The 320-nt window shown below is 63.4% G+C and carries 1 protein-coding gene; it reads right to left on the bottom strand.

The features are described from left to right. Positions 1 to 320: FlgK family flagellar hook-associated protein (locus SB751_RS29115; RefSeq protein ID WP_410748922.1), on the bottom strand; the 320-nt coding region annotated here is incomplete at both ends.

The following is a 320-nucleotide window of genomic DNA, read 5'->3' as shown; positions in this document are numbered from 1 at the left end:
CCAGGAGCAAATTCAGGCTTGGCTTGACAGACGGTGTCGCCCGACAGCAGCGCCTGGCCGCCCGAAGCCAGCGAGATGCTGAGTTTGTCGCCCTGCTCGTAGGTGGTGACGCCGATCAGCTGGTTCAGTTCCGACACGGCCTGGTCGCGCTGGTCCAGCAGGTCGTTGGGCGGATTGCCGCCGGCCTTGGCGCGGGCGGTGGAAATCTGGCTGTTCAGGTCGTTGATGCGAGTCAGGTAGCTGTTGACCTGTTCGACCGTGGTGGTGATCTGCGTGTTCAGGCCCAGGCGCTGGTTCTGCATTTCCTGGTAGGCCGAACG

This window comes from Cupriavidus sp. SIMBA_020 (genome assembly GCF_046535395.1).
Classification (GTDB): Bacteria; Pseudomonadota; Gammaproteobacteria; order Burkholderiales; family Burkholderiaceae; genus Cupriavidus; species Cupriavidus campinensis.
The sequence above is the reverse complement of the archived record's forward strand: the minus strand, read 5'-3'. Positions and strand labels throughout refer to the sequence as shown.